At 44.2% G+C, this 26,288-nt stretch carries 23 protein-coding genes; 9 read left to right on the top strand and 14 right to left on the bottom strand.

Annotation, left to right across the window (positions count from 1 at the left end; all coding sequences use genetic code 11):
- Positions 1 to 253: 253 nt before the first annotated feature.
- From WS40_RS06820 to WS40_RS06810, 3 genes are all read left to right on the top strand, one after another.
- Positions 254 to 2,635 (top strand): glycogen/starch/alpha-glucan phosphorylase, encoded by a 2,382-nt coding sequence (locus WS40_RS06820; protein ID WP_046441288.1) that lies wholly within the window; start codon positions 254 to 256, stop codon positions 2,633 to 2,635.
- A 216-nt stretch (positions 2,636 to 2,851) separates the two neighbouring features.
- Positions 2,852 to 3,406: a phosphatase PAP2 family protein gene (locus WS40_RS06815; protein ID WP_046441286.1), complete on the top strand. Its 555-nt coding sequence runs from the start codon at positions 2,852 to 2,854 to the stop codon at positions 3,404 to 3,406.
- 119 nt (positions 3,407 to 3,525) lie between these two features.
- Positions 3,526 to 4,326: a polysaccharide deacetylase family protein gene (locus WS40_RS06810; protein WP_243246328.1), complete on the top strand. Its 801-nt coding sequence runs from the start codon at positions 3,526 to 3,528 to the stop codon at positions 4,324 to 4,326.
- 55 nt (positions 4,327 to 4,381) lie between these two features.
- Here the strand turns inward: WS40_RS06810 and WS40_RS06805 are convergent, their stop codons facing one another.
- The 11 genes from WS40_RS06805 to WS40_RS06755 all read right to left on the bottom strand — a co-directional run bounded on the left by WS40_RS06805 (position 4,382) and on the right by WS40_RS06755 (position 15,045).
- A complete protein-coding gene (locus WS40_RS06805; protein WP_046441284.1) occupies positions 4,382 to 5,371 on the bottom strand; it encodes a TPM domain-containing protein in 990 nt (329 codons plus the stop codon).
- Between the two features lie 18 nt (positions 5,372 to 5,389).
- Positions 5,390 to 6,385: a TPM domain-containing protein gene (locus tag WS40_RS06800; protein ID WP_046441281.1), complete on the bottom strand. Its 996-nt coding sequence runs from the start codon at positions 6,383 to 6,385 to the stop codon at positions 5,390 to 5,392.
- Positions 6,386 to 6,426: 41 nt separating this feature from the next.
- Entirely contained in the window at positions 6,427 to 7,530 is a 1,104-nt protein-coding gene (locus tag WS40_RS06795; RefSeq protein ID WP_046441279.1) for a TraB/GumN family protein, read from the bottom strand.
- Positions 7,531 to 7,616: 86 nt separating this feature from the next.
- Positions 7,617 to 9,326 carry a MutS-related protein gene (locus WS40_RS06790; RefSeq protein ID WP_046441277.1) on the bottom strand — a complete coding sequence of 570 codons (1,710 nt, stop codon included), beginning with the start codon at positions 9,324 to 9,326 and terminating at the stop codon, positions 7,617 to 7,619.
- Positions 9,327 to 9,336: 10 nt separating this feature from the next.
- Entirely contained in the window at positions 9,337 to 9,711 is a 375-nt protein-coding gene (locus WS40_RS06785; RefSeq protein WP_046441275.1) for a hypothetical protein, read from the bottom strand.
- 2 nt (positions 9,712 to 9,713) lie between these two features.
- Entirely contained in the window at positions 9,714 to 10,454 is a 741-nt protein-coding gene (locus WS40_RS06780) for a type 1 glutamine amidotransferase (RefSeq protein ID WP_046441273.1), read from the bottom strand.
- A gap of 1 nt (position 10,455) precedes the next feature.
- Positions 10,456 to 11,805, bottom strand: a complete 1,350-nt coding sequence (locus WS40_RS06775) for a MurT ligase domain-containing protein (RefSeq protein ID WP_046441271.1) — start codon at positions 11,803 to 11,805, stop codon at positions 10,456 to 10,458.
- 137 nt (positions 11,806 to 11,942) lie between these two features.
- On the bottom strand, positions 11,943 to 12,668 hold the full coding sequence (locus tag WS40_RS06770) for an amino acid ABC transporter ATP-binding protein (protein WP_046441269.1): 726 nt from the start codon (positions 12,666 to 12,668) through the stop codon (positions 11,943 to 11,945).
- On the bottom strand, positions 12,655 to 13,347 hold the full coding sequence (locus tag WS40_RS06765) for an amino acid ABC transporter permease (RefSeq protein WP_022287637.1): 693 nt from the start codon (positions 13,345 to 13,347) through the stop codon (positions 12,655 to 12,657). Before WS40_RS06765 ends, WS40_RS06770 begins: the two co-directional genes overlap by 14 nt.
- Positions 13,348 to 13,415: 68 nt before the next feature.
- The gene (locus tag WS40_RS06760) at positions 13,416 to 14,195 is read right to left on the bottom strand and encodes a transporter substrate-binding domain-containing protein (RefSeq protein ID WP_046441267.1); all 780 of its coding nucleotides are present in this window, start codon (positions 14,193 to 14,195) and stop codon (positions 13,416 to 13,418) included.
- Positions 14,196 to 14,409: 214 nt separating this feature from the next.
- The gene (locus WS40_RS06755) at positions 14,410 to 15,045 is read right to left on the bottom strand and encodes a peptidylprolyl isomerase (RefSeq protein WP_046441265.1); all 636 of its coding nucleotides are present in this window, start codon (positions 15,043 to 15,045) and stop codon (positions 14,410 to 14,412) included.
- A gap of 231 nt (positions 15,046 to 15,276) precedes the next feature.
- On the opposite strand from WS40_RS06755, the gene WS40_RS06750 reads away from it, so the two are divergent.
- Positions 15,277 to 17,952: a YfhO family protein gene (locus WS40_RS06750; RefSeq protein ID WP_325208466.1), complete on the top strand. Its 2,676-nt coding sequence runs from the start codon at positions 15,277 to 15,279 to the stop codon at positions 17,950 to 17,952.
- A gap of 123 nt (positions 17,953 to 18,075) precedes the next feature.
- Here the strand turns inward: WS40_RS06750 and WS40_RS06745 are convergent, their stop codons facing one another.
- The 3 genes from WS40_RS06745 to rpsT all read right to left on the bottom strand — a co-directional run bounded on the left by WS40_RS06745 (position 18,076) and on the right by rpsT (position 21,219).
- Complete coding sequence (locus WS40_RS06745; protein ID WP_046441263.1) at positions 18,076 to 19,728, bottom strand: glycosyl hydrolase; 1,653 nt, start codon at positions 19,726 to 19,728, stop codon at positions 18,076 to 18,078.
- 239 nt (positions 19,729 to 19,967) lie between these two features.
- Positions 19,968 to 20,813, bottom strand: a complete 846-nt coding sequence (locus tag WS40_RS06740) for a glycosyltransferase (protein WP_046441261.1) — start codon at positions 20,811 to 20,813, stop codon at positions 19,968 to 19,970.
- 154 nt (positions 20,814 to 20,967) lie between these two features.
- On the bottom strand, positions 20,968 to 21,219 hold the full coding sequence (gene rpsT, locus WS40_RS06735; protein ID WP_022287631.1) for a 30S ribosomal protein S20: 252 nt from the start codon (positions 21,217 to 21,219) through the stop codon (positions 20,968 to 20,970).
- A gap of 221 nt (positions 21,220 to 21,440) precedes the next feature.
- Between rpsT and gpr the strand changes: the two genes are divergently transcribed.
- The 5 genes from gpr (at position 21,441) to ybaK (ending at position 26,228) form a co-directional block, all read left to right on the top strand.
- Positions 21,441 to 22,310 (top strand): GPR endopeptidase, encoded by an 870-nt coding sequence (gene gpr / locus WS40_RS06730; RefSeq protein WP_046441259.1) that lies wholly within the window; start codon positions 21,441 to 21,443, stop codon positions 22,308 to 22,310.
- Between the two features lie 321 nt (positions 22,311 to 22,631).
- Positions 22,632 to 24,047 carry an extracellular solute-binding protein gene (locus tag WS40_RS06725; RefSeq protein WP_046441258.1) on the top strand — a complete coding sequence of 472 codons (1,416 nt, stop codon included), beginning with the start codon at positions 22,632 to 22,634 and terminating at the stop codon, positions 24,045 to 24,047.
- Positions 24,048 to 24,261: 214 nt separating this feature from the next.
- Entirely contained in the window at positions 24,262 to 24,891 is a 630-nt protein-coding gene (locus WS40_RS06720; protein WP_022287628.1) for a cytidylate kinase-like family protein, read from the top strand.
- 216 nt (positions 24,892 to 25,107) lie between these two features.
- Positions 25,108 to 25,710, top strand: a complete 603-nt coding sequence (locus WS40_RS06715) for a cytidylate kinase-like family protein (protein ID WP_022287627.1) — start codon at positions 25,108 to 25,110, stop codon at positions 25,708 to 25,710.
- Between the two features lie 29 nt (positions 25,711 to 25,739).
- Positions 25,740 to 26,228, top strand: a complete 489-nt coding sequence (ybaK, locus tag WS40_RS06710) for a Cys-tRNA(Pro) deacylase (protein WP_022287626.1) — start codon at positions 25,740 to 25,742, stop codon at positions 26,226 to 26,228.
- The last annotated feature ends 60 nt before the right edge of the window (positions 26,229 to 26,288 follow it).

The following is a 26,288-nucleotide window of genomic DNA, read 5'->3' as shown; positions in this document are numbered from 1 at the left end:
AATTTGTGCAGAGCAACATTGTGCGGATAACACAAATGAGATTGCAGTCGATACGGCGAGGGGTGCGGGACGCCGAGGGCGTCGTCCCCTACAGGGCGGTGGGAAAATTTTCATGGTTATTGAGTCATGTTGTTATCGTTGCTTGTTCCTTCGACGGGCGAACTATGTTCGCCCCTACCATACGTTATGCGGATAATAACAAAGTACAAAATGCAATAGAATACATAAAATATCAGAAAGGATAAAAAAACCAATGAACAAAGAACTGTTTTACAGCGAACTTAGTAAAGACCTGAAAAAGAAGTTTGGCACGAGCGTTGAAAAAGCTCTGCCTTGGCAGCTTCACGAAAGCCTGTCGGCTACTGTTATGGAGCTTATTGACAGCGATTGGGAGAACAGCAAAAAGGCTCACCTTGACAGCCGCAGAGCCTGCTATCTCTCTATGGAGTTCCTTATGGGCAGAGCCGTTTATAACAATCTCCTTTGCCTTGGTATCACTGACGAGGTGGACGAGCTTTTGAAGGCTCACGGCAGAAGTCTTAATGACCTTGAAGAAATAGAGGACGCTGCCCTCGGCAACGGTGGTCTTGGCAGACTTGCCGCTTGCTTCCTCGATTCCGCTGCCGCTCATGACCTGCCTTTGGACGGCTACGGAATAAGATACAAGTATGGTCTTTTCAAGCAGAAGATAGTTGACGGCTTCCAAAAGGAAGAAGCTGACAACTGGACTAAGTACGGCGACCCTTGGTCTAAGAGATGCGAAAATGACAAGGTAGTCGTTAAATACGGCGACCAGACTGTTTACGCTGTGCCTTATGATATGCCTGTTATCGGCTTTGGCACTAAGAACGTTGGCACACTCAGACTTTGGCAGGCTGAGAGCGTGGAGGATTTTGACTTCGCTCAGTTTGACTGCGGTAATTATGACGGTGCTGTAAAGGCTAAAAATGACGCTGAGAACATCTCAAAGGTGCTTTACCCTAACGATAACTGTGAAGAGGGCAAGATACTCAGACTTAAACAGGAATATTTCTTCTCCTCCGCTTCTGTGACGGATATTCTCAAAAAGCATTTGGCTAAGTTCGGCACTCTTGACAACCTTGGCGACTATATTACTATCCAGCTTAACGATACTCACCCTGTTATCGCTGTGCCAGAGCTTATAAGACAGCTTTGTGCTGAGCATAGCTATGACTTTGACAAGGCTTTTGAGATCGCCCACAAGGTCTTTAACTACACAAACCACACTATCATGGCTGAGGCTCTTGAAAAGTGGGATTGCAGACTTGTGGAAAAGGTAGTGCCTGAGGTCTACACATATATCCTTATGATAAACGAGCGTTTTATAAAGGATATGTACGCTCTCAAAAAGGACAGAGAGTATATCTCTAAGCTTTCTCCTGTTGGCGACGGCATGGTAAAAATGGCATTTATGGCTATCTATGTTTCAAGCTATATAAACGGTGTTGCGGCTATCCACACTGATATACTGAAAAAGGACGCTCTCAAGGATTGGTATGAGCTTTATCCTGAGAGATTTCAGAACAAGACCAATGGTATCACACAAAGACGTTGGCTCGCACTTTGCAACCCTGAGCTTTCCGCACTTATCACAAAGCTTCTTGGCAATGCAGATTGGGTGAAGGACTTGGACGAGCTTAAAAAGCTTGAAAAATATGCTGATGATGAAGCTGTTCTTAACGAGTTCATGGCTGTTAAGGAGGCGCAGAAGAACCGCCTTGCCGCTTTTGTAAAGGAGCATGACGGTGTTGATATCGACCCGAACACTATTTTTGACATTCAGATCAAGCGCCTGCACGAATACAAGAGGCAGTTCCTTAACGCTTTGTCTATACTTTACATTTACTATGGCATCAAGGACGGCTCTATAAAGGACTTCACACCGACAACATTTATTTTCGGTGCTAAGTCTGCACCGGGATACAGGAGGGCTAAGGCTATCATCAAGCTTATTGGCGAGATAAGCAAGCTTGTGAACGCTGACCCTGACACAAAAGACCTTATCAAGGTAGTATTCGTACAGAACTACAACGTTTCCTATGCGGAAAAGCTTGTTACTGCGGCTGATGTTTCTGAGCAGATATCTACGGCAGGCACTGAAGCAAGCGGTACAGGCAACATGAAGCTTATGCTCAACGGTGCTGTTACGCTTGGAACTTATGACGGAGCTAACGTTGAGATAGTTCAGGAGGCAGGCGAGGAGAACAACTACATCTTCGGTGCAAGAGTAGAGGAGCTGGCTGAGATAATGCCAAAGTATGACCCTAGGGAGATACTTTTCTCAAACGACAAGATAAAGCGTGTTCTTGACAAGCTTATTGACGGCAGTCTTTCAGACGGCGGCGTTCCGTCCAACGAGGAGGGCAGCTTCAAGGAGCTTTATAAGGCGCTCACTGACGGTGCAAGCTGGCACGTTCCTGACCACTACTATGTTCTTGGCGACCTTGAAAGCTATGTTCAGGCAAAGCTCAAGGTCAACGCAGACTACAAGGACAAGCTTGCATTCGCTAAGAAGTGCTGGCTGAACATTGCAAATGCAGGAAAGTTCTCTTCTGACAGAACTATCAAGGACTATGCAGAAAACATCTGGAAGATAGAGCCTGTTAAGCTGTAATTGGAAATCAAATTTCTATGCAAATTGAATTTGTTAAGGGTATCGCACATGATTTTAAGCTTTTTATACACGGAAATGAACTTATCATAATATTAATTTGCGAAAATATGAACTAAAGCATTAATACACAAAGGACAGGCTCGTTTTTTGACGGGCTTGTCAGTTTTGATGTAAATATATTCAAGGGATAGATTTACATAAATGGCAGGAGGATAAATGTTAGACACCTTACTTAAACTAGACGGCGACATACTGTTATGGATACAGGACAACCTGCGTGCAGGGTGGCTCGACCCCATAATGAAGTTCATAACATATCTTGCAAACGGAGGTGCGTTATGGATAGGCATATGCGTTTTACTTCTCATACTGAAAAAGACTAGAACAACAGGCATCGTGTGTTCATGCTCCCTTGCGGTGACTTTTCTTATAAACAACATCATTCTCAAAAACATTATTGCCAGAACAAGACCTTACGAGGTGGTCGAGGGGCTTAACAGGATAATAGGGGCACAATCGGATTTCTCCTTTCCCTCAGGACATTCGGGAGCTTCCTTTGCAGTGGCGGTGGTAATGTTCATGGAGATGCCGAAAAAATATGGCGTGCCTGCACTTATAGTGGCAACACTCATTGCGTTCTCACGGCTGTATGTTGGTGTACACTATCCATTTGACGTTATCGCAGGCGTTCTAACGGGAACGATATATGCTGTTATCACAGTGGCAATATACAGAAAATTCTTCAAGGGCAAGAAACATTCTGAAAAATAAAAGACATTTGACGGGCGGTTTTTGACCGCTCGTTTTTTGTTGCTTTATCATCAAATTCTATTGAAAATCAAGTGTAAATATGATATCATAGAGATAATAAATATAAAGGAGAAAATCTTATGAAAAAGGTGCTTAAAACTATTCTTATGGGTGCTGTGGCTTTCAGCCTTGCTATGGGAGTGGGCTGTGTGACTGGCGAAAACAGCAGTCTGGAAAAAGAAAGCTCAAAGGCTGAGGACAGCAGTTCACAGAATAAGCGCAGACAGCTTCGTGACAAGTCTGACTACGGAAAAGTGATAGCCCTCACTTTTGATGACGGCCCTAACACTGACACAACTCCCCTTGTTCTTGACAAGCTTGAAGAACACGGCATTGTGGCTTCGTTTTTCGTTATCGGAAACAACATCACAGACGAGAGTGCAGAGGTCATGAAACGTGCTTACAACATGGGCTGTGACATTGAAAACCACTCTCAGAGCCACCCTGACATGACAAAAATGACCGCAGAGGAAATAAAGGCGGAGATAGACTTTACCTCTGACAAGGTGGAAGAGGCTGTTGGCGAACGTCCACAGTTTTTCCGTCCGCCATATATTGCGGTGAACCAGACAATGTTTGACGTTATAGATATGCCGTTTATATGCGGATACGGCGCAGAGGACTATAACAATGCCATAGGCGTTGAGGAGCGTGTTGAAAAGGTGCTTGCACAGGCCAGGGACGGTGGCATTATCCTGCTTCACGATATGAACGGAAACGTTCAGACAGTTGAAGCCCTTGACAAGATAATCCCTGCCCTCAAAGAACAGGGCTACGAGTTCGTTACCATAACAGAGCTTTTCCACGCAAAGGGAGTTGCCATTGACCCTGACTCCGAGATAATCTACAGCTACGCTGAGCAGACTGAAATGTACGGCTAAAAATGACAAACAAAACCGCCTGAGAGAAATAGCTTCTCAGGCGGTGATTTTTTTATCAAGTAAATCGTGCCCCAGGCTGATCCTCTGGTGGGATAGGCGCTCCGCAATGAGGACATTCTGTACAGGTGTCTACGACATAGGTATAGCCGCAATATTCGCAGGCTTTTTCCTGAGCTGCGTCAGAACACGGCTTTGCTTTGGCATATTTTCTCGCCTTTGGATTTATACCTATCATAAGGCAGGCGTGCAGACACACAAATGCCAGAATGGCGATCGAAGTAAATAGTATAGTCCAATTCACTTTACTCTTCATTACGGTAGGCGTCAGGTCGTCAAATGATGTGCTGATAGCCGAGGACACTGTATAGCGTGTTCTCGCCGTGAGATTATTCTGCAGCTCGTCATTGAAGCTGTTCGTTACAGATTTTGTCAGAACATCATCTGTATCATTGCCCTGCATACCCTCCCAATACCAATCCTCAAAGCCGTCAGAGGAAGAATAGCCGTCAGGAGTAGAGTAAACTATGAGCCAATGGCTCTCGTCCGCAAAGTGGTTCACATACAGATCATAGGCATAATTTTCAAGATCTGAATAATTTCCCTGCCAATCGGAATTTTCCACTGTTATGACCGCAGGTGAGATACCGGTGCGGTTATAAAATGCCACCAGCGAGTTCCTAAGCTCTGCGGTGTTGCCAAGGACATTTGCTTTATCCTCCACAACTATTTTATAATCATAATTTTGGGGAAGCTTATGAGGGTGATGATAAGCCTCGGCAAACATAGAAAATGTGAATAAAATAAACGGCAGATAGAAAAGCAGCATAAGAAATCTCAAAGGACTTCTTTTTTCGGTTATGTCATAATCTGCATAGACATAGACAGGTCTGTGATGATCATAATATACATATCTTCTTGCGTCCGGAAAATAGGTGCTTCTTACGTGGCGTGAGCTTCTTCCTGAGCCTCCGTGCGAATGGCTGCTGTGATGCGAGCCTCCGTGTGATCCTCCTCCGTGAGAGCCGCCTCCCGATGAATGTGGCATTTATTATTTACCCCTTTCTTATTTTTTGGCAGCATCTGCGACAGGCTGTTCTGTTTCCACGTTATGTGGTCTGAGCGGCGCTCCGCAGTGTGGGCACTCATGACAAGTGCCGATAACATAGACATTTCCGCAGTATTCGCAGGTGTCCTCTTTTGCATCATTTGCACATTTCACTGCGCTTCGGTAAGCCTTTTTATTCGTGATAAGCGTCTGATATATCTCATAAGCCCCGATACCTGACAGGAGAAGTCCCCATATCACGAACAGCCACTCTACATGACCGTCCATAACGTTTGGCGTAGTTTCATCAAAAGCCGCTGCTATAGCAGAGCTGACATCATAACGGCTGTTGGCGGTAAGATATTTCTGCATATGATCTTTGAAATCGTCTGCTACATCTACAGTTATGATATTGTCGGTATCATCGCCCTGCATACCCTCCCAGTACCAATCGTTAAAATCAGGGTCGGGAGATGTAGGTTCAGAATAAACCATCAGCCAATGCTCCTCGTCGTCAAATTCCGTCACATACATATCATAGGCAAAGTCCTCTAGCTTTGAATAGCTTCCCTGCCAATCCTCGTTGTTCACTGTCATTACCTCAACAGGTATACCCGTTTCGTCATAGAAATCATCTATTGCGCTTTGCACCATATCGGCATCGTCAATTACCCCTGCACAGTCCACTATCTCACAGCTATAAGAAGGACTTGTATCCATTTTTTGTGGCTTATCATAGCACATGGCAAGAAGCATGATACCAAAGAGCAGGCTGACCGCACTGCCAAGTATACTGAAAAACTTACCTGAAGCGGTCCCCTTGCGAATATCATAGTCAGCATAGACATAGACAGGACGATAGTTCTCATAGTATACGTATCTTCTTGCCCCAGGAAAGCTTGTGTGCTTTATGTGTTTAGCACTCGACCCTCCCGAGCTTGATGAAGAGCTGGAAAAGCCTGAGCCGCTGTGTGACCCTCCGCTGTGAGAGCCTCCCCCTGATGAATGTGGCATTTATTTTTTACCCCTTTCCCCTATACAAATCTATAGATCCATCAATACTGCACACGCTCGGCTGTGTAGCCGTCTTTTTCAAGCAGGTCGATTATTCCTCCCTCGCCTGCATAGTGTGCCGCACCAACAACATAGAACACGTTCTTGCCCTGAGACATAAGATCCTCGGCAGCTTTTGCCATGTTCTTGTTTCTGTCATAGAGCATTTGGTTATTATAATCCTCGGCGATCTTTTTGTCCTCCTCGGTATAGCCTGCAAGCTCCTCCTCGTTATCTTCCTCAAGGAAGGTTTCGATATCCCCCGACTTCCATGCGGTATAGAGGTCTTCAAGAGCCTGCTTCTGGCTCTCCTTGGTTTCACCCTCGTAGCTTCTGAACATAAGGTCATAGATATCGTCAGAGAAGTTTATGAGCATATTAAGCTGGAAATCCACCGACTCAACTTCGTATATCTCCTTGCCGTCTGCGTGGGCAGTGGTAAGAAGGAAGTTATCAAGGCCCTTTTCCGTGTCAAAGTCTGAATCCTGAATAAGCAGGGTATCAAGAGTGCTTGAAACAGCCCATGGTCTGTAGACCTCCAGGGCGGAGATATCCATGCCCCAATAGCCGAGATATGTTTGCAGTGCTGAATATGCTTCCTCGGAAATATGCTGGCTGAGCTTTGTGTTATCATTATAAAGCATTTGCTTCATAAGATTTTTCATATACTCGCCGTCCTCGCTTGTGGAGGTTATATCGCACTCCACCGCAAGTATATCAGCATTGTTATACGCATTCGTTACTGCCTCAGGGAGCGGATAGCACTCGTCTTTCAGATCATGGAAAGAGCCGAGCATCACCATTGTGTTGCCCTCAGGTGAAGTCACTTTCCACATAGCAGGTGTGATACCGTTCGTCGTTGTATCGTCCGTTACCGCTGATGAGCTGTCTGAAACACTGCTGTCAGGTGCAGAAGTGGCAGAAGCTGTACTGCTCGCCTCCCCTGTGGTGGTTGTATCAGACGTTGTGTCGGCTGTTGTAGTTGTGGCTGCCTTTGAGCTGCTGTCGGTCTGTGAACTGTCAGGCACCTCTCCGCATGAGCAGAGAAGTGCGGTGCACATTGCAGCGACTGTAAAAAGGCTCAATGTTCTATGTATCTTTTTCATGGTTTTATCTCCTGTCTTTATAGTTGTATGTTTCAGTATATCACACATCAAAGAAATTTTCAAGTATGGTTACAATTTTGTAATAGTCAGGCTTTATTCTCTCTTATACGCTTTTCTATCGTTTCCATATCTATGCCGTATTGTTTAAGGATAGTCTGAGCGAAGCTGTTGTCACGGGGCATTCCACGGACTATCTTATACTTTCGCTCTCCTGTTTCATCATCTGCGTCGGCGACAATGCTTGCAAGCTTTGTTCTGAGTGTGCTGTCTTTATTAAGCTCCACGGTCTTGTATGCGATATCCACAAGATGTGTTGCAAAAACTCCTCTTACGCCCATTTTGCAGAATATCCTCAAAAGCTCGCAGGCGACCTCAACGCACTCCCTGGGGGTCGTGCTTTGGATAGACTCGTTCATAAGAAGCAGGCTGTTTGCTGTGATAGTGTCGCTTATTTCACGGAACTCTTTTATCTCCGTGGTGAAACGGCTTGTGTCGATACCTGTTTTTTCCTCTTGCGGGAACTGAGTGTAGATATAGTCCACAAGGGATATTTCACAGTATGAAGCAGGCACATAAAGTCCTGTCTGCGCCATTATCTGACACAGACCGACCGCACGGAGAAATGTGGTCTTTCCGCCATTGTTTGCGCCCGTAAGCACATAAAATCCCTCGCTGTCACCTCCCATGGTGATATTGTTTGTGACAACGGATTTTTTCTCCTTGTGGTCAAGATTATATATTCTGGCTTCACGGAAATAAACAGGGTCAAAGATATCCTTTATGACGGCTTTTCTCTCACCTGCAGGAAGAATTTTCGGACGGCACATTTTAAGCCCCTGATCTTCGCAGGCTTCTATCACAGCCACTGCGCCCATGTAGTATTCAAGCTGATAGTCTATATAGCGCATATCGGCAATGCCTGCTTTCTGATACTCAGCAAGCACCTTGTCTATCATTTTCACAAAAGTATCAGTAAGATTGCTAAGCTCGTCAAAAAGGGTCTTATCCACAGTGTTGATAAGCTTATCGTCAGACACCTCGCTGTCATTATACTTTTTTCTGAGATTTTTCACAACAGCCTTATCGTTGAACTTTGCCCCATGGTAAAGTATCCTGTCAACAAGGGACGGCTTTATATCGTAACGCTCTTTTGAAAGCTCTATAATTCCTGCTGAAACAGGAACTAGCCTTTCATCGAGGTTTATGGCAACCGTAACGCTTCGTATACGGTCATAGAGTGCCTTTTTAAGCTTCTCTATCTCACCTTTCAGGGATATATAATGCTTGTCACCGTAATGCTCCTCAAAGAACGCAAAAAGCTTTTTTACGCCCTCTGAGCGTATCTTATCTTTCATTTTTCCATAAAAATCGTGCATTATCTCCATGCACTGTATGTAAGCGTCAAAACCGCTTATGGCATCATCAAGCTGTGAAAAGCTGTCGGGAGTAGTAAGATTATAGATGTTTTTTCTGTCATTTTCCACCATGACGTTTATCACCTTGCGTATGGTGGCAGACAATGACGGAAGCCTTATAAAATCATCAAGGATATCAAGGCGGTAGTTTATTACCTCCTCATCGTCGCAAACCTCACAAAAAAGCCTCATTACACGATACTGGTAATGGGGCGTGATAAAATCAGCCACCTTTTCAAGCTCCAGATTGTCAACAAAGGCTCTGGGGAGCTTTTCAAGGGCGGTAGCTCTTTTTTTCATTGCGTTGTGCTTTTCCACAGAGGGATAAAGCAGGTCAGCCACAGGGGCTTTCATATCAAATTCGTCAAGTTTTGAAGCCATTTTCGTTTCCTCACTGGTCTTTGGCAAGGGCTTTCAGGTCTATTATTATGCCCACCTTTGCAAGAGCCTTCGACATAAGCTCTGCACTTAGGGGGTAGATATCAGTTTTTCCGCACTCGTGGTCATACTCGTATCTGAAAAACTGCACATAATTCTCCTGATAATCCTCAGACGTATAAACTTTTCCCATGATATATTTATTTTTTATGGCATAATAGTTCACAGGCTTGAGCCTGAGAATAGCTTTCGGGTCGGCAGACATTTCCGATGCGAGGGTATCAAAGCCCTCGTCAACGTAGTTTATTTTTCTGCACTTCATATCCTTTATTTTCTTTTTCAGAGGCGGCTCGCTCTGAGTCTGCTTCTTTTTGAACAGTGAAAACATTTTTACACACCAAGCCTCTCAAAAAGCTGTTTGCGGCAATCCTCTTCAAGCTTATCGTTTATAGGTGCGGGGATATACTTTTCGCCAAGCTTACGGCTCATGCAGTATGAAATAACATAGTCGCTGACCTTTGGATTTTTAGACAGAAGCGGACCGTGGAGATAGGTTGCGATAACGCTTTTTTCCATATAGCCCTCGGTACTGCTTTCAAACTCATTGCCGTTGCCTGAAAGGACTTTTCCGAAGGGCGACTTGACGTTGGTGGTCTGTCCGCCATGGTTTTCAAAGCCTATGACCTTATACTTCTCGCCGTCAAGCTGAGCTTCTATAACGATATTACCGATACATCTGCATCTTTTATCAGTAGACGCCACAGTATAGTAATCAAAAAGCCCCAGTCCAGGCACTTTTTCACCGTTTGAGTCCTTATAATACTGACCCATGAGCTGATAGCCGCCGCATATCATCAAGAAAAATGTTCCTGCCTTATAAGCTTTCATGATACTGTCCTTGCAGGAAACAAGGTCATCTGCAAGTATCTGCTGTTCAAAGTCAGCACCGCCGCCAAGATAGATGATATCATACTGGGTGAAATCAGTTTCCTTGTCACCAATAAGATGCTTTGAAACTTCCAGCTCTATGCCACGCATTTTACAGCGATATGAAAGCACTTCAACGTTGCCGCTGTCGCCATAGAGGTCAAGCATATTAGGATACATATGAAGAATTTTCAGTTTTTCCATTTTACTTTTCCTCCCCGTTTTCTTTCAGGCTCTTATATTTTTTTATTGCGGCTCTTGTCGGCTGGATAGCAGTATAATTGGCTATGGCGAACTTATCTCCCTTTGTGGAAAAGAGTGACGCTGTTGCTTCGTCAAGATCAGGATAAACGAATATCTTGTCAGGGTCATAGCCTGAGCATTTTATTCTTATGGCAATATCATATGCCCTCGTACCAGAAGTCACAACTCTGTCAACATTATTGAACACAGAGAAGTTTATATCCCATATCCAAGAAACGTCATGGCCGTCTGCAAGGTTATCGTTAAGGACAAAAAGCAGTTCCTTTGAGCCTGCCTGCTCGTTCATCACACGCAGAGTCATATTTGCGCCAACAGGGTTTTTAGCAAGGTTCACAAGAAGGCTTGAGCCGTCAACCTCAAAGCGTTCAAGTCTGCCGTTATTCACCTCGAAATGCTCGAAGGTATCGTGCAGGATAGCCTTATCAAAATTATAGAGCTTTGCGGCAGTATAGACAGCCGCCATGTTATACATATAATAGATACTGTTATGAGCGGTCTTATATGTTTCCCCGTCTGCTTCAAAGGACGGAACAGTCAGGTCAACGTTCTTTATCTCCACCTCAGGCTCGATATTGCCGAAACCGCATTTCGGGCAATGGAACTTGCCGATATGTGAATACTGATAATAGTCATAGACAAGCTCAGTATCGCAGAAAGGACAGAACTTGCCCTCGCCCACCTCATAAGGCTTATCCGTTGCGCCCTGATATCTGTCAACGCTGAAATAGTGGATATTCTTATTATTGGGGTTAGCAAGTCCAAGTCTTGCCACGTTTGGGTCATCGGCATTGAGAACAACGTTGCCCTCAAATGTTTCAAGGAACTTTTTCACCTTGAGAATGAGTGTTTCCACCTCGCCGTTTCTGTCAAGCTGGTCACGGAAGAAATTCAGCAGAACAAGGGTCTGCAAATTGAGCTTTGAATAGACCACAGGAACGTGTGACTCGTCAGTTTCAAGCACAAGATAATCGGCGTGTACTCTTCCCCTCATATCGCAGTGATTGAGCAAAAGTGAGCATATTCCCGTATCAAGGTTATTCCCCTCAGGGTTTGTGATTATCTTCTTTCCACCGCTTGCAAAAATGTGGCTGAGATAGTTTGTAACAGAGGTCTTGCCGTTGGTGCCTGTGACAGCAACGATAGGGCAATCCACCTTGAAAGCCTTCAGGCAGTCTTTATTTATAGTCCACAGCACAAGCCCAGGAAAGTTGCCTGCGTCCCTGCCCAGCAGGTGCAGAGTTTTTACCATAAGCTTGCCGAAAATAATGGTGAAAGCGTTTTTTAAACTCATTTATATATCTCCTATTAAAATAAAGTCGTATAAAATAATAATAGACCATAACGCCCATAATGTCAAGCATTTTAGACATTTGCAAACAAAAAAACACCGCACAAAGACGATAGGCGTCCCTTGTGCGGTGTTGGCTTCTATATAATTTTTGAGAGAAAATCTTTCAAACGCTGATTTTCAGGGTGTGCAAAGAACTCTGACGGCTTGTTCTGCTCGAGTATTTTTCCGTCTGCCATAAACAGAACTCTTGAAGCAACTTCCCTTGCAAAGCCCATTTCGTGGGTAACGACAACCATTGTCATTCCGTCGTTTGCAAGCTGTTTCATAAGCTCCAGCACCTCGCCCACCATTTCAGGGTCAAGTGCTGAAGTAGGTTCGTCAAAGAGCATTACTTCAGGATTCATCGCCAGTGAACGTGCGATGGCTATTCTCTGCTTCTGACCGCCTGAGAGCCTTGAAGGATACTCGTCAGCCTTATCAGGCAGGCCAACTCTTTCCAAAAGCTCCTCCGCCTTTTTGTCGGCTTCATCGGCTGTCATAAGGCCAAGCTTCACAGGGGCAAGAGTGATATTCTTTTTTATTGTAAGATGTGGGAAGAGGTTGAAATGCTGAAAAACCATGCCCATTCTCTGTCTGAGCTTGTTCATTTCATGCTCGTTCGCCTGAGTGATGTTCTCGCCCTCGAAGAAGATATCACCTGAGGTCGGCTTTTCCATAAGGTTAAGACAGCGGAGAAAGGTGGATTTTCCTGAGCCTGACGGACCAACGATAACGACCTTTTCGCCCTTTTCGATAGTTTCGTTTATATCTTTCAGCACTTCGACCTCGCCGAAAGACTTGCTGAGATGTTTAACGTCTATCACTTTGCGACAGCCTCCTTTCAAGCTTTCCTACCAGATGAGTAAGCACAACTACCATTATAAGGTAAATAAGTGCAACTGTTATAAGCGGCATGAATGCCGAGAACGTCTGAGAACGGATTATATCTCCGCCCTTTGTAAGGTCCTGAATTGCGATATATCCTGCAACAGAGGTTTCTTTAAGCAAAACTATGCACTCGTTTGCAAGGGCAGGCAGAACAGTTTTGAAAGCCTGCGGAAGAACTATTGATATCATTGTCTGACGATAGCTAAGGCCAAGGCTTCTTCCTGCTTCAAACTGACCGTTGTCAACTGACATGATACCTGAACGGACTATCTCAGCCACATATGCGCCTGAGTTCACGCCGAATGCAAGCACAGCCACAAGAGTCTTGTCTATGTTCACACTTCCGAAAATAACAAAATATGTTATAAGAAGCTGAACTACCATAGGAGTTCCTCTTATCACTGTAAGATACACTCTGCAAAGGGCGTTGAGTATCTTCATTTTGCCTGTCTTATCATGAGTAGAGCGGACTATAGCCACAAGAAATCCCAACACAAAGCCAAGTATGACCGCAAAGAAGGTTATGATAAGTGTTGTTTTAAGACCATTGGTAAGATAATGCCAACGGCTCTCGTCCAAAAAATTTTGCTGGAAATCGTCGATCAATTTGTTCAATTCAGCACTTCCTGTTCTTTATCAAAATAATTTCGGCTGCCGCTCTACGACAGCCGAAGTGTGAAAAATTATTTCTTTCTTACGATTATTACCTGACTTGATGATGTGTAAGTGTCAGAGAAAAGAACGTTTTTCTCTCTGTCAGGTGTAACTGTCATACCTGCAACGCCAACGTCTGCCTTGCCTGACTGAACGGCTGAGATGATAGAATCAAATGCCATATCGTCTATCTTAAGCTCATAACCAAGCTTGTCGCAAACTGCCTGCATCATATCAGCGTCGATACCAACGACCTTATCGTTCTCTTTGCTCTCGTATGGAGGGAACTCAGCGTTTGTTGCCATTACAAGCGTACCCTTATCTCTGCTAACATTATCAGGGGACTTGTATGGGTTCTTGCCAGCGTCTTCGCCAACGTAGTTTGCCTTGATAGCGTCAAGCGTTCCGTCAGCCTTAAGCTCCTTGAGCGCACCGTTGACAGCTGTCTGAAGCTCAGTGTTGTCAAGCTTCATAGCGATAGCGTATTCTTCCTCAGCAAAAGGCTCGTCAAGTATTTCAAGATCGTCATTCTTCTCAACGAATACCTTAGCAGGCTCAGCGTCAATTATAACAGCGTCTATCTTGCCCTGCTTCAGAGCCTGAACAGCGTCAGCGCCCTTGTTGTATTTTTCTACCTTAGCGTCCTTAACGTCCTCGGCATAGATATCGCCTGTTGTTCCAAGCTGAACACCGATAGTCTTGCCCTCCAGATCGTCAACGCTGTGAACTGTATTAGCAGGCACTCCGCAGCCTGCAAGCATTGTAACGCTCATTGCCACTGCAATAAGTCCTGCTGCAAATTTCTTCATAACATACATTCCTTTCAAAAAATTGATAGCGACAGTCCTCCGATACCGACTGTGCATAAACCTATATCATATATTATAACTGAACACACGGCTTTTTGCAATAGCTTTTATCAGTGATTTAATATATAAATTATGAATTTTTTGTTTTGCCAAACCATTTTAGTAAACAAAAAAGGTATCCACCCAACGGGGACACCTCTTTGTGAAAATCAGCTTAGAAATTCATTGTGAACTGAACTCTGTGGTTGCCGTCTGCGTCATCATCTATCATTTCAGCCTTTACGATAGTGATAGGCGTAACAGGCTTTGACTGTGCGTTGTCTGAACCTGTTGTTCTCTCAACTTTAAGAAAGTCATCGACAACGTCCATGCCCTCTGTTACCATGCCGAAAGCCGCATACTGTCCGTCAAGGAAGGTATCCTTATCGCTGTAGCAGATAAAGAACTGGCTTGAGGCACTGTCCATATCGTTTGCTCTTGCCATTGAAACAACGCCTCTTGTATGGCTCAGGCTGTTTTCAACGCCATTTGCTGAGAACTCGCCCTTGATAGTTTCCTTGCTTCCGCCTGTGCCGTCACCGTTAGGGTCACCGCCCTGTGCCATAAAGCCGTCTACAACTCTATGGAAAGTAAGTCCGTCATAGAATTTTTCCTTTACCAGCTTCTCGAAGTTCTCGCAGGTTATAGGTGCGTCATTGGCATAAAGCGTGATAACGAACCTCTTGTCAGTGTCAGCCGCAGAGGTCTGTGATGAGCTGTCGCTCTTATCTCCGCAGGCTGTAAGAATTGCGCAGGCAAGCACGCCTGCTGTGCAAAGAGCCAATGCTCTGAATAGCTTTTTAAGTTTCATTTTTATCGTCCTTTCGATCATTATTAATGGCACTTCTGCCTTTTCACTAGCCTATTATAGCACCTCCCTGCAAAAAAATCAACATCAGACCATGTTTTTCACATAATTTTCATCATACGAAGCCTAAAGTTGGCTTATTTAATATTGATTTTTGACTCTTAATGGAGTATAATTATAATGTTTTTTAAAGAAAAATATAAAAACTATGTTATGTATGGAGGACTGAACAAAATGGATAAGTTGAAAAAAGCTCTGCCTTTTATCATCCCGCCTCTGGCTGTATTGCTCATAATGGGATTTGCTTTTTATCGGCATGGGCTTTACCCTTTTGGTGACGGCACTGTATCATGGTGTGATATGTCACAGCAGGTGATACCTCTGCTCACCGACTTCAAGGATATTTTCACAGGCAAGGACGGAATGTTCCTTAACTTTCACAATGCAGGAGGAATGGACCTGTGGGGCGTTTTCTTCTTCTTTATCGCAAGCCCCTACACCTTGCTTGTGCTTTTTGTTGACAAGGCTGACATCATCTACCTTGTGAACATTCTCACAGTGCTTAAAATGATGACAGCGGCTGTAACGGCGCAGATATATTTCCGCTCCTGTCAAAAAAAGCTCGACCCTTACATTGGCGCTGTACTCAGCGTCATATACGCATTCTGCGGCTATGGAATGCTCTATTATCAGAACAACATATGGCTTGACATGATGTATCTTTTCCCTCTCCTTATGGTGGCATTCAGGGAGCTTTTCGAGAAAAAGCGCATTATCCCATACACTGTCATGCTCACACTTATGATGATAGTGAACTACTATATCAGCTACATGATAGTTGTTTTCATAATGATTTTCATGGCTCTTTGCTGCTGGCGTTACCGCAAGGAGGAAAAATACAGGGACGTTCCATGCAGATTTGTTATAGGCTCGCTCCTTGGTGCATTGCTTTCGGCGGTGGTATGGATACCATGCTTCCTGCAGTTTTTGTCAAGCGGACGTTCAAAGTCAGTTATCGAACAGCTTGAGACTTCTTCATTCATCACAAACTACTACACGACCTTCTGCCTGCTGTTGTCAACGGCTTCGGTCATAGTGATAGTTGCGGTGTTTCTTCTTGACGGCAAAAAGAGAAGCAAGCGTTTGAACACCGACCTTATAATGCTCTTTTTGATGCTCGTACCTATTTTAATAGAGCCTGCGAACCTTATGTGGCACACAGGAAGCTATATGTCATTCCCATGCAGATACGCTTTCATCACCATTTTCTTTGCACTTATCTGCGCAGGATATTTCCTTTCATCGGAAAACGCAGTGGCAAAAGGAAAGAAAAACTGCGACCACTTTGTTATCTTCCTAATACTTGCGGCACTTATCTACGGCTTTTACAACTTCTCAGAGGGCTTTGTTGAAAACAACCGCTCGGGAATATCAAAATACACCTCAAGCCTTTGGCAGGACAGCACCGCCTTTGAGCTTTGCCTTGAATTTTTCATTGTGGCGGCGGCTTTCTATACTGTTATCGTTCTGCTGCACAAAAAGGGATGGATATCAAAGAAAATATTTGCTGTCTTCCTCGCAATGTTTGTTGCGGCGGAGTCATACGCAAACGTGAACATTTATATGGTATCCCCAAGCATGAACAATACTCTCCGTGCGGCTAATCATCAGAAGATAATGGATCTTTCAGACAGGCTTGACGAAACAGAGGGCTTTTACAGAGTAAAGACCGCAAGCAAGCTTTTCGAGGTCAATCTGGTCGGCTCAATGGGCTACAATTCCCTGAGCCACTACACCTCCCTCACAAGCCGTGATTATATGTACATGATGAAGCAGCTTGGTTACTCCTCCTACTGGATGGAGGTAGGCTCATATGGCGGAACGGAGCTTACTGACGCTTTGCTGTCAGTAAAATATCTTATTGAAAAAGGTACAGGCTCGGCTGACGCTGTATATTCAAACGATACCTACCAGATAGTGCCGACAGAATACTATCTCCCCCTTGGCATTGTGACCGACGCTGACCTGAGCGGCAGTGAGGAGCTTTCCACAGGCACAAGAAGCAACGTTCAGAAAAAGCTTTTTGAACAGCTTTTCGGCGGCAACGGTGACGAGCTTATCACAGACTACGAATACACCACGATCTATGGTGTGCAGGACGACAGTAACTTTAAACCGAACTACACCCTCACTACTACTAGCGATGTAGCCTACATGGACTACAGCATAGATGTGACAGACAAGCAGACACTTTATTTTGACTGCTTCGACAAGCTTTCAAACAGCCTCAGCGAGGATATAAACGGAAGCTTCATGGTAACAGTGAACGGTCAGGTAAAGCAGATGGATTATCCGTCACAATCGAGCAACGGGCTTTTGAAACTTGGGGAATTTGAAAATGAACACGTCAACGTGCGTGTGACCTTGAAGAAAGACATCATAAGCTGCCGTTCCTATGGCGTTTTCGGGCTTCACCACAATGTTCTTGAAAAGGCACTTGAGCAGGCACAGACCGCCGGTCTTACAGACAGTGACGGCAAGCTTTCAGGAAGCGTGAACGCAAAGGCAGGACAGAAATGTGTGCTTCAGATACCATATCAGGAGGGTCTGAAAATAAAGGTCAACGGCAAAGCTGTTTCATATGACAAGGTTTTCGGTGACCTTGTAAGCTTTGACTTGCAGGAGGGCGAGAACACAATAACTGTAACAAGCGTGCCAAAGGGCTTTTATGCAGGTCTTGCACTGACTATCGCAGGCATTGCGCTGACAGCAGGATATTTCTTCATAAGAAAGAAACTGAAATTCGGAGAAACTATGGAAGCCGCTGCACTTGTGGCTGTTATCGGTGCGGGAGCTATAGTGATCATAGTGGTTTATGTTGCACCTTGCATACTGAATATTTATAGCTGATAAAATATAACAGATATAAATAACATAGGGGCAAACAGCGTTCGCCCTCCTTGGTACAAGCATTGTAATTAAAAAAAACTGCGGATAGCATTTTGCCGTCCGCAGTTTTTATTTTATCCGAATTTACTTATGCTCCTCCAGATACTTTTCAGTATCCATTGGATAGCATTTCAGGTTTGGAAGCTCGTCAAGGGTGAGAACTCTTTCGCTGTTGTAGATCTTGTTCCACTCGTCAAATGTGGTGTACTGATCTGAAAGCTGTTTATCCTTGATACAAAACTCGCCGTTCCATGTATTGAACCACGCCCAGCGTGTGCCGTCGTTGAATGCTCCGTCAGGGTCGAACATAGAACCGTTCTCTGTCATTGCGATTATCTTTTTTGTGGATGTGCTTGACTTCACAAGGTCATAATACCACTTCTGTGAAGAGCTGTCCCGCTCGGCAGGATAGCAGTCATAGCCCATGATGTCAACATACTCATCTCCCGGATACCAGTCAGGATTCTGTGCGTTCCATACCCAGATCAGGTTGTTAAGACCATACTCATTTGTGAACTTGTCATACATGAGCTGCCAAAGCTGAATGTATGCGTCCTTTCCTGCTGAACCCCACCAGAACCATGCGTTGCCAGGATACTTAGGGTCGCCTGCCGCCTCGTGGAGAGGTCGCCAAAGTATAGGCACGTTTGCGTCTGCAAGCTCTTTAAGTACCCCTGCCATATGGTCAAGGTCTGCTATGATAGAATCGTAGCCCTCTTTATCCTCGCCACTGAGAGCCTTTGCAAGGTCGAAGTCTGTGTATTCAGAATAGAAGCCCTGCCACCATGCTCCGCCGTTCTTTTCCAGGTTTTTCTCAGGGGCATACCAATGCCAGCAAAGTGAAACTATACCGTTTTCGTTGTTGTACCAATCCATAGCCTGCAAAGGTACCATATCTCCGCCGCCTGCACCATGTGCAAGTGCGCTGTTTGAAAGATTTAAAACGTCAAGACCAAGTATAGCAGGCGTCTTGCCTGTGTGCTTCTTTATCTCCTTGAACTCACGGCTGTCCTTGCCCTCGTTATCTCCTGAGGACTGACCTGAGATAGTATACTTTCCGTAAACGTCCGTAAGGAAGTTATAAAGTCTTTTTGCCTCGTCAGAAGCGTTAGGGTTTGAAAGCTGATTTGATACCTCATACTGTGAAAGGTCGATAGCAGGAGCTGGGGTTATCTTTATCTTGTCAATATAGATATGACCATTGTCGCCCTTTATGCCTACCTTATGAGTACCTTCGTCGATAAGCACATTTTCAGCCATAGTGTCGCCAAACTCTGTTGTGGTCGATGTGAAGTTTGTGAGCGCAGCACCGTCAACAGTGATAAGATTTGACTGACCCTCGCCGTCTGCCGCCATTGTGAGAGTAATATTATAGCTTCCCTTTGCAGGAAAATCTATCTCGAACTCCACCATATCTCCCGATGAGCCTATGGAAACGAAGCCATCGCCAGAAAACTTACCAAGAAAATTCTTATCAAGCACTGCCGCACCTCCCGAAAGAGTTCCTTTTTCCGCCTCGGACTCGTAGCTGAAATCCTCAGGAACGTCATACTCTGTCGTTACATCTGAAAGGTCGATATTGCCCATATCCTCAACTACAGGGGCTGTTGTAGTGGTAGTCTCACCTGCTGACGAACTGCCTGAGCTGCTGTTTCCTGTACTGCTGCAGCCTGCTGCCGCACAAGCGATAAGCACTGCCATAACGGCAGCAACTGTTCTTTTCATTATTTCACGCATAATGTTCTCCTTATCATTAATAATCAAAATATTCAAATTTTTATAAAGCCAAGCTTTGCGAAGCCTCGCCTTTAGGCTTTATATTCCATACTTTTAAATATATCACATATAAAACCATTGTCAATAGCCGTTTTTAATGTTTAACATCTTGTTCAAAATTGATAACGTTTACTTTTATTTGAACTAAAAAAATATGAACCCACACGGCATTGGGTTCATATTTTCATATATAAAAAATATTATTTTCGGAGAAACGTTCTGTATACCCAACGGGTGAATTTTCTGGGAAATATAAACAAGCCAAACTGCATAGCGCATGGCATGAAAAAGTCACGGAAGCCCGTATACCCTGAACGGTGTATTATCCACCTCACACGAATGAAAGCCTTTGTATGCTCCCAGCTTTTGCGTGTATCCACAGTATTTTCATCTATGCGGTAGCGCACAAGCACCTCGGGTATATTCTGCCCCTTTGCACCATGCTGTAACATTCGTGCGATAAACTCATAGTCCTCGCACATTTTAAGGTCACTGTAACCGCCTATCTTTTCCGCAAAGGACTTGCGAAAAGCCACAGACTGCCTGTTGAAAGGGTTGCGTCGTTTGGAATATGAAGCGATATCCTTATGCATGACAGGCACTTTTTTCACCGAAACTACCTCGTCAGTGTCAGTGTCGAACTCCTCCACATATGTGCCGATGATATCAAGCTTAGGTTTCACCGCAAAAAGGGTCATCTGCTTCAAGCAGCGGTTAGGGAGAGATATATCGTCGCTGTCCATTTTCACGATATAATCGCATTTACACGCCTTTATGCCCTCGTTGTAAGCCTTTCCAACGCCCACGTTCTCGTCTATCTGAACGATATGGAAAATATGCTTGAACTCGTCCTGAAAAGACTTCACGATGATATTAAGCTCGCAGGTGAGCTTGCCGTCGCACACAAGCACGAAGTCAGAGGGAGGATATGACTGCATGAGCATAGACTCAAGACTCTCGTTAAGGTTCTCAGGAAGCTCACGGTCATACACCGACATAAGCACACTGTATTCAGGCAGCGTATATTTTCCAACACGATACGTCATAAAATCCCTCCCCTGCATTATTATCAACTCAATTATACTATAACAGCTCCAAAAAGTCAACTACGACCAACAAAGTATACTATTTATATAGTACAGACCAATACACAAAAAAGACCGCCCCATTCGGAACGGTCTTGTAAGCTACTTTGAAAAATTAGCCAAGCTTCTTAGCAAGCTGTGATACCTTTCTTGCAGCAGCATTCTTATGCATAATGCCCTTTGTGCAAGCCATATCTACCTTCTTGATAGCAGCTCTTACTACTTCTTCCTTGTTTTCTGCATTCTCAGCTACAGCAGCGTCAGCCTTCTTGAGTGCAGTTTTAAGATCAGACTTTACAGCCTTGTTTCTCATTGTCTTAGTGTTGATAACCTTGACTCTCTTCTTAGCGGATTTAATGTTTGGCATACCGACACCTCCCTCATTCTGTATAAATTTGCACTTATTTGCACAAGCTATCCGCAGACTGAGAGGAAATGCGGAAAGCCCTTTAAACAAGCCTTGTAAAATATTTTACCACATTTCAAAAGAAATTGCAAGGGGGTTTACTGAAAAAAATATAGAAATTTTGCGGTCTAAATTGTAGGAACACACAAAAACTTACACGATATCACAGAAAGGTGAATAAAATGAGCATTAGAACGGATATGGCGGCGGAGAGCTTTTCTCAGGCAGGCGGTGCGGAAAAGCTTCAGGGAGTGAAAGTCAAAAACAAGGTTATTGAAAACGCTAGGCTTGAGGTAACGGACATCACCATAGAAACACAGGAAGCCGCCGAAAAGCTTGGCAGACCTGTCGGCAGATACATCACCCTTACCGCCACAGATTCAACATTCGATATGTACAGCGACAGTTTTCGTGAGCGTGCAGAAGTCATAGCAAAAGCCATAGGGGAGCTTTGCGGTGGTTGTGAACGTTTTTTGGCAGTAGGGCTTGGGAACTATGCCCTGACTTCTGACGCTGTTGGCCCTCTTACTGCTGAAAAGATCTTCGTTACCCGTCACATAAAAAGCCTTGCAAAAGAGATTGATACTGAGGATCTGGGCGAGGTCACAGTGATACAGACAGGAGTGCTTGGAAACACGGGAATAGAATCCTCAGAGCAGGTAAAAGCAATTGCAGAGCGTGTAAGACCACAGGCTGTCATTGCCGTTGACGCACTGGCTTGCAGCGAACTTTCAAATCTTGGCAGGACAATACAGCTTTGCAACACCGGCATTTCTCCGGGAAGCGGAGTCGAAAACGCACGAAAAGAGCTTTCGCTTTCGACCCTCGGGGTAAAGTGCATTGCCATAGGCGTGCCAACGGTCATAGACCTTTGCACTGCCGCACAGCACATTTTCGGTCAGACCGCACCTGAAAGCTCCGAAAACATCATGGTCGCTCCGAAAACTGCCGACAAACTTTCGGAAAACTGCGCAAAGCTCATTGCAATGGGCATAAACCGCGCCGTTCACCCTGCCATGTCGCAAGAGGACATTCAAGCTCTCACCTGCTGACAAAAGGCAGGTGGTACAGTAATGTAAAACCTGTATACAACAATTGTAAACTTTTTATTAATATGTATGAGTGAAATTGCGAAAACGTTTTCTGAAAACGAATACTCACACAAATTCAACACACCTTTGTCATAATCAACAAAAACGCTTGAGCTTTATATTGCAAAATGCTGATTGACTAAATTTAAACTTTTTGTTATCATTAGTAAGGACGAAAAATAAGCGTTATGGCAAGCGTTGTCGGGTAACAATGCTTGTCGATCGTAACAGATGAACGTTTTGGGTAAGGAACATTCGTCTATTATCAAGGAGGTTACTATAATGAAAATGGCAAAGAGAATTTTCGCTGCTGCTTGTGCGCTTTCACTGGCTTGCAGCATGGCTGCTTGCGGCAGCTCATCAAGTGACAGCTCATCTTCCAAGAAGGAAGCTAAGGCTATGACAGATGATCAGAAGGAGCAGGTAAATACACTTCAGGATAAGCTCCCTGACATCGAGCTTTCAAACAAGACTATCAAGTGGATGGCTCACTATGACATCAACCCTAGTGATGGTAAGTCAGAATCACCTGCTATCTCACTTTTCCAGACTAAGTACGGTGGAAAGATCGAGTACGTTCAGACAACTTGGGATAACAGATATACTGATCTTGCTAAGGCAGTTATGGCTAACGACTCACCTGACTTCTTCCCTGCTGATGACATGGACGCATTCCCTAAGGGTGCTATCAAGGCCATGTTCGAGCCTATCGACGATGTAGTTGATTTCAGCTCAGACATCTGGTCATCATCACAGACACTTAACGATTCATTCGTATTCAACGGCAAGCACTATGTAGCTGCTATCGACGTAAGACCACAGTATGTTTGTACATACAACACAAAGACAATATCAGACTTTGGCTATGACGATCCTGCTGAGCTTTACGCTAATGACGAGTGGACATGGAGCAAGTTCACAGAGATGTGCCTTGACTTTGCAGACTCTGAAGCTGACAGATATGCTCTTGATGGTTACTGGTATGGCAAGGCTCTTAACGATACTTGCGGTTATCCACTTATCGGTCTTGAGGACGGCAAGCTTGTAAACAACATGGGCAAGGCTGAAGTTGGCACAGTTCAGGATCTTATGTACAACCTTGAGAAGAACAACGTTGTATTCGACAGATCAAGCAACAACTGGAATACAAGAGGTGACGGAGCTAACGGTGAAGGTCTTGGTTCACAGCTCACACTGTTCATTCCTATCGGCACATGGGCTCTCGAGGATACTCCTGAAAAGACTAAGACATTCGGAAGCGTCAAGGACGGCGAGGTTATGTTCGTTCCAATGCCAAGAATGGACGATTCTGACAAGTACTATGTATCTACAGGTGTAAACGGCTATCTTCTCTGCAAGAATGCTCCAAACCCAGACGGCTTCAATGCGTTCGTAAACTGCTGCAAGGTTGCAAACTCTGAGGTACAGAACATTACAGAAGAACAGCTCAAGAACGACTACGGCTGGACAGACGATATGATCGAGATGCGTAAGACAATTTACGATCTGGCTAGACAGAATCCTGTATTTGACTTCCAGGACGGCGTATCTGCTGAGCTTTCAACACTTATGCAGACAGTAAACCAGGCTACAATGATAACAGGCGGCGGAGCTACTACATGGACAGAGTGCGTTGCTGAGAACCAGAAGGCTGTTGATTACATCATCAAGGAAGCAAACGCTAACGTTGCTGAATAATTCAGTATTTTCAAGCGGGACGTTCATTCGTCCCGCTTTTTTATTGCCTTTGTATTTGTCACGAATTTGTTAAATATATTTGTACGCAAAATGCACAATATAAAATACATAAATTTGTGCAAGAATTTTACGAATTTTTATGTACAAATCACAAAAAATATGCTATAATAAATACACGTTAAAAAGAATATATCAAAGAAGGGAGATATGTTTTATGAGATCGATTATTACTATCAGCCGTGAATTTGGCAGCGGAGGACGTGAAATAGGCAAGAAGCTTGCTGATGATCTGGGCATACCTTTCTATGATAAAGAGCTTTTGGAAATGGCTTCAAAAGAGAGCGGTATATGTCAGGAGCTTTTTGTTAAGAACGATGAGTCCTATACTAACAGCTTTCTTTTCTCACTGGTCATGGGTAATTACCCTGTAAGTGCAGACGGCAGGATCAATCCTGATATGCCACTGAATCACAAGATATTCTTGGCTCAGTTTGAAACTATCAAGAACATTGCAAAGAAGGGTCCTTGTGTTATTGTAGGACGTTGTGCTGACTATGTTCTGAAAAATGAGCCTAATATTATCGACTTCTTCATTTCCGGCAACACTGCCGAAAAGAAAAAGCGTATCCTTGAGAGATACGATATCGAAAAAAACAAAGCTGAGGACTTTATCCGCAAGACTGATAAGCGGAGAGCTTCATACTATAATTATTACACCGACATGAAGTGGGGCGAAGCAAAGAACTATGACCTTTGTATCAACTCGTCCAAAACAGGCGTTGACGGTGCTATCAAGCTTATGAAGGCTTATATCGAAATAAAAGAAGCCAACGCTGATAAATAGGAATTTTTCGTTTTAATTCATTTTACTTTCCTTACTACGAAAGAGGGCTGACCATAGGGTCGGTCCTTTTCCGTTTTATGAAAAGTTTTATTACTCCAGCTTAAACAAAGTGTAACCAATATGTTATTGACAATAACAAGCAAATATATTATACTGTATAAAAGGGCAGAAGCCCGTCAAAAAAATAAAAAAATACTGCAAAAGGAGAAACAGAAAATGGCTGAAATAAAAGTTATCACTATCGGCAGACATTATTGCGCAGGCGGTTCGACTATCGGTAAGCTTGTGGCTGAAAAGCTTGGTATCCCATGCTATGACAGAGAGATAATCGACATGGCGGCACAAAAAAGTGGCATTGCAATGAGCGAGATACAAAAATACGAGGAAGCCGCTCTGAGCATTCTCAAAACACCGATAAATCTGTTTTCAAAGGAGAAAGAGTATCCTATAACAGAGAAGATATTCGCCGCTGAAACAGAGGTAATAATGGAGCTTGTTTCAAAGGGAAACTGCGTTATCGTGGGCAGATGTGCAGATTTTATACTGAAAAACAAAGTCAAGACGCTGAATGTCTTCATTAATGCAAGCTTTGAGAAGCGTCAGGAGTGCGCAATTGAGAAGCACAACATCTCCGAGGACGAGGTGGAAGCAAGGCTCAAAAAGTATGACAAAAAACGTGCCGACTATTACAACTCCAACACCAACAAAAAGTGGGGAGATATTTCAAGCTATGATATGTGCCTTGACAGCGGCAGGCTTGGCTACGAAATGTGCGCCGAGATAATTGCTGACACTGTGAAGCTTTCAAGGGAGAAATAGGGGCAATATTTTATTGGGAGCGATAAAAAATGTCAAAGGATAAGGAAGTCAAGACTAACGCCATGCGTATTCTTGACAGAAATAAGGTAAAATACAAGGTCAACACATACGAGTGCGACGAGTTTATCGACGGCATACACATTGCAGATATGCTCGGTCAGCCTTATGAAAGCTCATTCAAGACCCTTGTGACAGTGGGAAAAAGCGGAAATTACTATGTTTTCGCTATCCCTATCGCAGAGGAGCTTGACATGAAAAAGGCTGCAAAGTCTGTGGGCGAAAAGTCGGTGGAGATGCTCCATGTGAAGGATATAAACTCTGTTACGGGCTACATTCGTGGTGGCTGTACACCCCTTGGCATGAAAAAACAGTACATGACGGTAGTTGACAGCTCTGCGGAACAGTTTGAGGAGATAATCATAAGCGGCGGACGTATCGGGTCGCAGATAATGCTTTCTCCGAAAGACCTCATCAAGGTCACAAGGGGTAAATTTGAGAGCATAACAATGAGCGAATAGACAAAAAAAGGGGCTGTAAAAAAAGTCCCCAAGAAAAAAGGCTGCGATCTTGCCAAAAAG

The sequence above is a fragment of the Ruminococcus sp. N15.MGS-57 genome (assembly GCF_000980385.1).
Taxonomy (GTDB): domain Bacteria; phylum Bacillota; class Clostridia; order Oscillospirales; family Ruminococcaceae; genus Hominimerdicola; species Hominimerdicola aceti.
This window is presented reverse-complemented; position numbering and strand designations above follow the sequence as displayed.

What these genes read in the sequence shown, in the direction of transcription:
- WS40_RS06820 (WP_046441288.1), top strand. Translation starts at nt 254, where the DNA reads ATGAACAAAGAACTGTTTTACAGCGAACTTAGTAAAGACCTGAAAAAG.
- WS40_RS06815 (WP_046441286.1), top strand. Translation starts at nt 2,852, where the DNA reads ATGTTAGACACCTTACTTAAACTAGACGGCGACATACTGTTATGGATA.
- WS40_RS06810 (WP_243246328.1), top strand. Translation starts at nt 3,526, where the DNA reads ATGAAAAAGGTGCTTAAAACTATTCTTATGGGTGCTGTGGCTTTCAGC.
- WS40_RS06805 (WP_046441284.1), bottom strand. Translation starts at nt 5,371, where the DNA reads ATGCCACATTCATCGGGAGGCGGCTCTCACGGAGGAGGATCACACGGA.
- WS40_RS06800 (WP_046441281.1), bottom strand. Translation starts at nt 6,385, where the DNA reads ATGCCACATTCATCAGGGGGAGGCTCTCACAGCGGAGGGTCACACAGC.
- WS40_RS06795 (WP_046441279.1), bottom strand. Translation starts at nt 7,530, where the DNA reads ATGAAAAAGATACATAGAACATTGAGCCTTTTTACAGTCGCTGCAATG.
- WS40_RS06790 (WP_046441277.1), bottom strand. Translation starts at nt 9,326, where the DNA reads ATGGCTTCAAAACTTGACGAATTTGATATGAAAGCCCCTGTGGCTGAC.
- WS40_RS06785 (WP_046441275.1), bottom strand. Translation starts at nt 9,711, where the DNA reads ATGTTTTCACTGTTCAAAAAGAAGCAGACTCAGAGCGAGCCGCCTCTG.
- WS40_RS06780 (WP_046441273.1), bottom strand. Translation starts at nt 10,454, where the DNA reads ATGGAAAAACTGAAAATTCTTCATATGTATCCTAATATGCTTGACCTC.
- WS40_RS06775 (WP_046441271.1), bottom strand. Translation starts at nt 11,805, where the DNA reads ATGAGTTTAAAAAACGCTTTCACCATTATTTTCGGCAAGCTTATGGTA.
- WS40_RS06760 (WP_046441267.1), bottom strand. Translation starts at nt 14,195, where the DNA reads ATGAAGAAATTTGCAGCAGGACTTATTGCAGTGGCAATGAGCGTTACA.
- WS40_RS06755 (WP_046441265.1), bottom strand. Translation starts at nt 15,045, where the DNA reads ATGAAACTTAAAAAGCTATTCAGAGCATTGGCTCTTTGCACAGCAGGC.
- WS40_RS06750 (WP_325208466.1), top strand. Translation starts at nt 15,277, where the DNA reads ATGGATAAGTTGAAAAAAGCTCTGCCTTTTATCATCCCGCCTCTGGCT.
- WS40_RS06745 (WP_046441263.1), bottom strand. Translation starts at nt 19,728, where the DNA reads ATGCGTGAAATAATGAAAAGAACAGTTGCTGCCGTTATGGCAGTGCTT.
- WS40_RS06740 (WP_046441261.1), bottom strand. Translation starts at nt 20,813, where the DNA reads ATGACGTATCGTGTTGGAAAATATACGCTGCCTGAATACAGTGTGCTT.
- rpsT (WP_022287631.1), bottom strand. Translation starts at nt 21,219, where the DNA reads ATGCCAAACATTAAATCCGCTAAGAAGAGAGTCAAGGTTATCAACACT.
- gpr (WP_046441259.1), top strand. Translation starts at nt 21,441, where the DNA reads ATGAGCATTAGAACGGATATGGCGGCGGAGAGCTTTTCTCAGGCAGGC.
- WS40_RS06725 (WP_046441258.1), top strand. Translation starts at nt 22,632, where the DNA reads ATGAAAATGGCAAAGAGAATTTTCGCTGCTGCTTGTGCGCTTTCACTG.
- WS40_RS06720 (WP_022287628.1), top strand. Translation starts at nt 24,262, where the DNA reads ATGAGATCGATTATTACTATCAGCCGTGAATTTGGCAGCGGAGGACGT.
- WS40_RS06715 (WP_022287627.1), top strand. Translation starts at nt 25,108, where the DNA reads ATGGCTGAAATAAAAGTTATCACTATCGGCAGACATTATTGCGCAGGC.
- ybaK (WP_022287626.1), top strand. Translation starts at nt 25,740, where the DNA reads ATGTCAAAGGATAAGGAAGTCAAGACTAACGCCATGCGTATTCTTGAC.